Origin of the sequence: Halorhodospira abdelmalekii (assembly GCF_016583625.1) — a bacterium.
GTDB lineage: Bacteria > Pseudomonadota > Gammaproteobacteria > Nitrococcales > Halorhodospiraceae > Halorhodospira > Halorhodospira abdelmalekii.
The window spans coordinates 23496-29762 of sequence record NZ_NRRN01000039.1; the positions used below are offsets into that span (position 1 = coordinate 23496).

6 protein-coding genes are annotated in these 6267 nt (G+C 62.0%); 5 read left to right on the forward strand and 1 reads right to left on the reverse strand.

Translation table 11 applies throughout. The annotated features are described in order from the left end of the window. The first annotated feature begins 146 nt into the window (after positions 1 to 146). From speD to rpsI, 3 genes are all read left to right on the forward strand, one after another. Entirely contained in the window at positions 147 to 965 is an 819-nt protein-coding gene (gene speD, locus CKO15_RS10005; protein ID WP_200195719.1) for an adenosylmethionine decarboxylase, read from the forward strand. Positions 966 to 1060: 95 nt separating this feature from the next. Beyond that, entirely contained in the window at positions 1061 to 1489 is a 429-nt protein-coding gene (gene rplM / locus CKO15_RS10010; RefSeq protein WP_200195721.1) for a 50S ribosomal protein L13, read from the forward strand. A gap of 51 nt (positions 1490 to 1540) precedes the next feature. Beyond that, entirely contained in the window at positions 1541 to 1933 is a 393-nt protein-coding gene (gene rpsI, locus CKO15_RS10015) for a 30S ribosomal protein S9 (protein WP_200195723.1), read from the forward strand. A 273-nt stretch (positions 1934 to 2206) separates the two neighbouring features. Here rpsI and CKO15_RS10020 read toward each other — a convergent pair whose 3' ends face one another. Further along, the gene (locus CKO15_RS10020; RefSeq protein ID WP_200195725.1) at positions 2207 to 3409 is read right to left on the reverse strand and encodes a class I SAM-dependent methyltransferase; all 1203 of its coding nucleotides are present in this window, start codon (positions 3407 to 3409) and stop codon (positions 2207 to 2209) included. Positions 3410 to 3453: 44 nt separating this feature from the next. Between CKO15_RS10020 and CKO15_RS10025 the strand changes: the two genes are divergently transcribed. Then, complete coding sequence (locus CKO15_RS10025) at positions 3454 to 5265, forward strand: PHA/PHB synthase family protein (RefSeq protein ID WP_200195727.1); 1812 nt, start codon at positions 3454 to 3456, stop codon at positions 5263 to 5265. A 362-nt stretch (positions 5266 to 5627) separates the two neighbouring features. Continuing rightward, positions 5628 to 5864, forward strand: coding sequence for a hypothetical protein (locus tag CKO15_RS10030; protein WP_200195729.1), 237 nt, complete (start codon positions 5628 to 5630; stop codon positions 5862 to 5864). Positions 5865 to 6267 lie beyond the last annotated feature (403 nt).

A 6267-nucleotide genomic window follows, 5' to 3' on the forward strand; every position in this document is an offset into this window, starting at 1 on the left:
GCATCAGCGCGAAAATTGTGCATAATCTCCCGCTTCGACGACGATGACCGGAAGGTGAGCTTGAACCCCTTGCTTTGGTTACGGGGTGAGCGAGCCGGAGTGATTCCATCGCCATCCACCAGACGATATTAGAGAGGGCCGCAGCGTTGGTGGATTACAGCCGGATCCGTTTGCACGAGTTTAACAATCTCACGAAGTCGCTGAGCTTTAACATCTACGACGTCTGCTACGCCAAGACAGAGGCGCAGCGGCGTGCTTATATCGAGTATATCGACGAGGAGTACAACGCCGAGCGCCTGACGGAGATCTTGACCAATGTCGCCGAGATCATCGGCGCTAATGTGCTCAACGTCGCACGGCAGGATTACGAGCCGCAAGGGGCGAGCGTAACCATCTTGATCTCCGAGGGGCCGGTCAGCCCGGAGGAGGCCGAGGTCGGTGCCGAGGCGCGGCCTGGGCCGCTGCCCGATCACGTCGTCGCGCACCTCGATAAGTCGCACATCACGGTGCACACTTATCCCGAGATGCACCCGGATAAAGGGGTCAGCACCTTTCGTGCCGATATCGACGTCTCGACCTGCGGGGTGATCTCGCCGCTAACGGCACTGAACTACCTGATTCACTCGTTCGACTCCGATATCGTGACAATGGATTACCGCGTCCGCGGCTTTACCCGTGATGTCGAAGGCGGGAAGCACTTTATCGATCACGAGATCAATTCGATCCAGAATTACCTCTCGGACGATACGAAAGAGCGGTATCAAATGATGGATGTCAATGTCTACCAGGAAAACATCTTCCATACGAAGATGATCCTGCGTGACTTCGATCTCGATAACTACCTCTTTGGTGAGTCGAGCGCGGCGCTCGGCGACGAGGAGCGCGATCAGATCCGGCGTAATCTGCGCCGCGAGATGATGGAGATCTTCGCTGGTCGCAATCTGCCGGCGAACCAAGAGGTCTGAAGAGATCTCGCAATTCTTAGGACCGTTCGGACGCCGGTTGCTTCCGGTGTCGTGATCGTTTAACATGCTCGGTCTTCAAGGGAGAGAGCGTTTTTATGAAGACGTACAGCGCCAAGCCCGCCGAGGTGCAGCGCGATTGGTATCTGGTCGACGCTACCGACAAGACGCTCGGTCGGCTCGCCAGCGAGATCGCTTTTCGCCTCCGCGGTAAGCACAAGCCGGTCTTTACTCCTCACGTTGACACCGGCGACTACATCGTCGTGATCAACGCCGAGAAGGTTCGGGTCACGGGGCGGAAAGAGCGCGATAAGCACTACTATTGGCACACGGGCTATCCGGGCGGGATCAAGAGCCGCACGGTCAGCGAGGTCCGTGAGCAACATCCAGAGCGCCTTATCGAGAGCGCGGTGCGTGGCATGCTGCCGAAGAATCCACTGGGCCGAGCGATGTTCAAAAAGCTCAAGGTCTACGTCGGCGGCGAGCATCGGCACCAGGCTCAACAGCCGCAGCCGCTCGAAATCTAAGCGCTTTGAGTGCGTTCTGGACGATCTAGTGACTATCAGGAAAGAGTAGCGATGGCCAATCAGCAGTACTACGGCACGGGGCGCCGCAAGACTTCGACCGCGCGGGTCTTCATGACCCCGGGCAGTGGCAACATCACCGTCAACGGTCGTCCGCTCGACGAGTACTTCGGGCGTGAGACCGGGCGCATGATCGTGCGGCAACCGCTCGATCACGTCGAGGCGACGGATAAGTTCGATATCAAGGCGACGGTGCGTGGCGGTGGTTCGAGCGGTCAAGCCGGTGCCATGCGCCACGGTATCGCGCGCGCGCTGGTCGCCTACGACGAGGAGCTCAAATCTCCGCTGCGCCGAGCCGGCTTTATCACCCGCGATGCGCGGATGGTCGAGCGGAAGAAGGTCGGCCTGCACAAAGCGCGGCGCGCAACGCAGTTCTCCAAACGCTGAGGTGTTGGCGCGGTTGCGCGCCTGCATACGCCTTCTAGCGCGAGCGCAGCGGGACGCCGGGGTAGGGCGCAGATCGGGCAGGTCTACGGGCCGATGCCGCTGCGTTCCGCCCCGGTGTCTGTGTTGGCGTTTGTGGGTCGTGGGCCACGGTTCGCGGCTTGTGGTGCGCGGCGCACGCAGTCTCGATCGCGATTCATCGCGATTAGGCAAGCCTCTCGCGATTAGGCAAGCCTCGATCGGAATCGAGGACGAGTGGCGCCCGCGATCACGCCATCACGCCTCGTAGACATCGAAGCGCAGTGTGCGTCCTGTGACGCTGCGCGTCGGCTCAATGCCGCCGAGGGCCGCCGCGCGATGGGGACGTTTGACGACGACGCGCAGGCGAGCGGTGGTGCGGGCGCTCTGCAGCAGCTGTGCTTCGGCGGGTGCTGTCTCTGCTTGTGAGCCTATCTCTGCTTCTGCGTCTACTCCTACCTTTGCGGCAACGGCTGCGGAGTCGCTGGTCGGCTCATGCTTGGTCGATTCGTGTCCGGCTGTGGGTGAGGTGGCCGATTCTTCCCCTCTGCCGCGGCTAAGTCCCCTGCCACGGCTAGCTACCCCGCCACGGCTAGATCCACGATCAATTCTACGACTGGAGCTGTGCCCGGGCTCGGGTGTGGCACGGTGTAGCAGTGCTCGCAGTGTCTGCGCCTCGCGGCCGACGGCCCCACGGGTCGAGTGCGCCGGGTACATCGGGTCGAGATAGACGACGTCCCACTGGGCACCTAACTGGGCATCTAAATGAGCTTCCGACTGAGAATCCGACTGAGTGACGCATTCCCGCTCTGAGTGCCCCACACGATCTTCCGGTTCCAACCGTTCACACCGTTCATCTCGCTTGTTCTGCTCCTCTCGCTGATTCAACTCGTCCCTGTCATCCCGCCGCTTGCCCAGGTGTCTCTCCAACTCCGTGTGAATCAGCCGGATGCGTGCCGCCGTCGCGGCGATAGCGGCCTCTTCGGCGGCTGTTGCGCGCTGCAGGGCGTCGGCGAGCAGGGCGGCTAACGTCGGGCTGCGCTCGACCCAGGTCAGCTCGGCGCCGTAGGGCGCCCCGAGGTGGGCTAAAATCCAGCCGTCTTGTCCGAGCCCGGCTGTGCCGTCGAGAATGCGCAGATCACGGTGGCGCTGCAGGCCGACGGCGCGGATGAGTGGATCGCGGTGGACCGACGTCGTCGCGAGGCGTCGCAGCAGGGCAGGGGCGGTGAAGTCGATCGCGACCGGCCGCGGGGTGCGCTTCGCGGTGTTGAGTTGCAGCCCTGGCGGTGTCGGCGGCGCCGCAACACATAAGAGCACACCGCAACCGGCCGGACGTTCGGTGTAGCACGGCACACCGAGGCGTCGGCCCCACTGCGCGGCGCACTCCGGCCCGCCACCGACATCAAGGACGCCGAGCAGCCCGGGGTCGCGCGCCCCCTCGTCTCTGGTCTGTGAGTGCATTACCATACCTGCCTAAAGCGGTTTTCATTTCAAGAGGAAGCACGATGAGCGAGCAGAGCGCCAAGCAGCCCACGCCCCCCGATTATGTCGAGTTGACCCGCACACTGCAGGAGATCACTGCTAAGAGCCAGGAGATCGTCACCGATTTTCTCAATCAGGAGCAGGCCGCGCACCACGTCTCGGTCGAAGATGCCACCCAGATGGCGCAACTCTTCCAACAGCTGAGTGCGCGCATGATGGCCGATCCGACCCGGTTGGTCGAGGCGCAGATGGCGTTTTGGACGAATTACATGACGCTGATGCAGAACATGACGCTGCGCTTTTGGGGGCTGCAAGCCGAGCCGGTGGCCCGTCCGGCGCCCGGCGATCGGCGCTTTAAGCACGAACACTGGGAAGAGCACCCAGTCTTCGACTTTATCAAGCAGTCGTATCTGCTGACCTCCGACTATCTTCACTCGGTCGTCAGCGAGGTCGAGGGGCTGGATGAGAAGACCAAAAAGAAGGTCGATTTCTACACCCGCGCCTTCATCGACGCCATGGCGCCGTCGAACTTCGCCGCGACCAACCCGGAAGTGCTCGAAAAGACGGCCGAAACCGGGGGGCAGAATCTGCTGCAGGGGCTCAACAACCTGCTCGACGATCTCAAGCGCGGGCGCGGGCGGCTCGATATCAAGATGACCGACTACGACGCCTTCGAGGTCGGGCACAACCTCGCCACCACCCCGGGTAAGGTCGTCTACCAAAACGATCTGATCCAGCTGATCCAGTACCAGCCGGCCACCGAGCAGGTGCATAAGCGCCCGTTGCTCCTCGTGCCGGCGTGGATCAACAAGTACTACATCATGGATCTGAGCCAAGATAAGTCGATGGTGCGCTGGCTCGTCGAGCAGGGCCACACCGTCTTTATCATCTCGTGGCGCAACCCCGATGAGAGCCTGGCCGAGAAGCGCTTCGAAGACTACATGCTGGAAGGGCCGATTGAGGCCATGGATGTCGTCGAGCAGATCACCGGCAGCAACGAGATGAATGTCGTCGGCTACTGCTTAGGCGGCACGCTGACCGCCTGCACGCTCTCCTATCTCAAGGCGAAGGGCGATCAACGGGTCAAGTCGGCGACCTTCCTCACCTGCCTGCTCGATTTCGAGTTCCCGGGCGAATTGGAAGTCTTTATCGATGATGACCAGCTCGAGGCGCTGGAGCGGCGTATGGGCCTGAAGGGCTACCTCGACGGCCGGCAGATGTCGACGACCTTCAACATGCTGCGGGCAAACGACCTGATCTGGTCCTTCTTCGTCAATAACTACTTGAAAGGCGACGAGCCGTTCCCCTTCGATCTGCTCTACTGGAACTCCGATTCGACCAACATGCCGGCGAAGATGCACAGCTTCTATCTGCGCAATATGTATCAGCGCAACCTGCTCAAAGAGCCGGGCGGGATCGAGCTGGCCGGCGAACTGATCGACCTCGGGCGTATCGATGTACCGGCCTACTTTATGTCGGCCAAGGAAGACCACATCGCGCCGTGGCAGAGCACGATCCGCGGCCCGCGCCTCCTCTCCGGTCCGACGAAGTACGTCCTCGGCGGCTCGGGTCACATCGCTGGCGTCATCAATCCGCCGCATAAGAACAAGTACGGCTACTGGACCAACACCGATAAGACGGAGAACCAGGAGCAGTGGCTCGCTGGCGCGACCGCCCATGAGGGGTCGTGGTGGAACGACTGGGGCCTGTGGCTCGCCGAGCAGGGCGGTGGTGAACAAGTCCCGGCGCGCAAGATCGGCTCGCGCAAGTACAAGGCGCTCGAAGAGGCACCGGGCAGCTACGTCCGAGCTGGGGTCTTGTACCAGGGGGAGTGAGGGGAACTGAGACTGAGGGGTTGAGCAGGAACTGAGGCTCGTCGCCGCCCCTTGTCGCCCGGCAGTGGAATCCCGATTATACTGGAAAGGAAGGTAGGCTGGGTCTAAGGTAGGTCTGGGCTGGGGCTATTTGGGGTGGCCGAGGTGACGCGGGGCGGCTGGGTTGGTTTGAGGTAGTCCGGGGCAGTTCGAGTGGGGGGCTGTCCCGGCGGTTTTGGCCGCGTGTGGCTTGATGCATGCTGTCTATGGGCTGAGGGCTGAGGGCTGAGGGCTGAGGGCTGAGGGCTGAGGGCTGAGGGCTGAGGGCTGATTGCCTGCGATCTTGCTTGATGCCCGTGGCGAGTGCTTCGGAGGGGCTGCTGATGGATATCACTGCCTTCAATCAACCGGGAATGCACATCATCCACCGCGCCGATGAGGGGTTGGCGCGGACGGCTGCCCAGGTCTCGCGGGCGACCTCGCGCGCCGACGAGCGCTCCGAGGAGCTTGAGACGGCCGTTGTCCAGTCGCTGGCCTACGAGCAACAGGGGCTGGCTGGGGTGCGTGTCGTGCGCGCCGTCGACGACACTTTGGGGACGTTGCTGAATGTGAGGTCTTGAGGGGGTGTTTCGTGGGGGGAGCGGCTGAGCCGGCTAGACTGCCCGTATCAGGTGTCCAGGGGGGGGGCTGGCGGTAAGTAAGGCCGGTGTCTTTTGGTTCATTTCCCCTTTACCGTGCCTGGCTGCGATTGGCTTTCCGGTCAAACTACGCGTTGAACTAATCCGCTCCGCGGGGCTTTGGTGCAGGACCGCATCGAAGACCTTGATTAAGCGAAGATTATAGGGCAAGCAGATCGCCCAGGACGGCCGTTCCGCGGCAGGGCTCCCGCCCATCGGCCACACTTGGTCATGACCCAATCGGGGTCATTGACCGAGGATGCGACGATGAGCACGTTGCGCCACCGCATGATCGCGGCCATGCACATGCATGGCTTTTCTGCCCACACCCATGAGAGCTATTGGC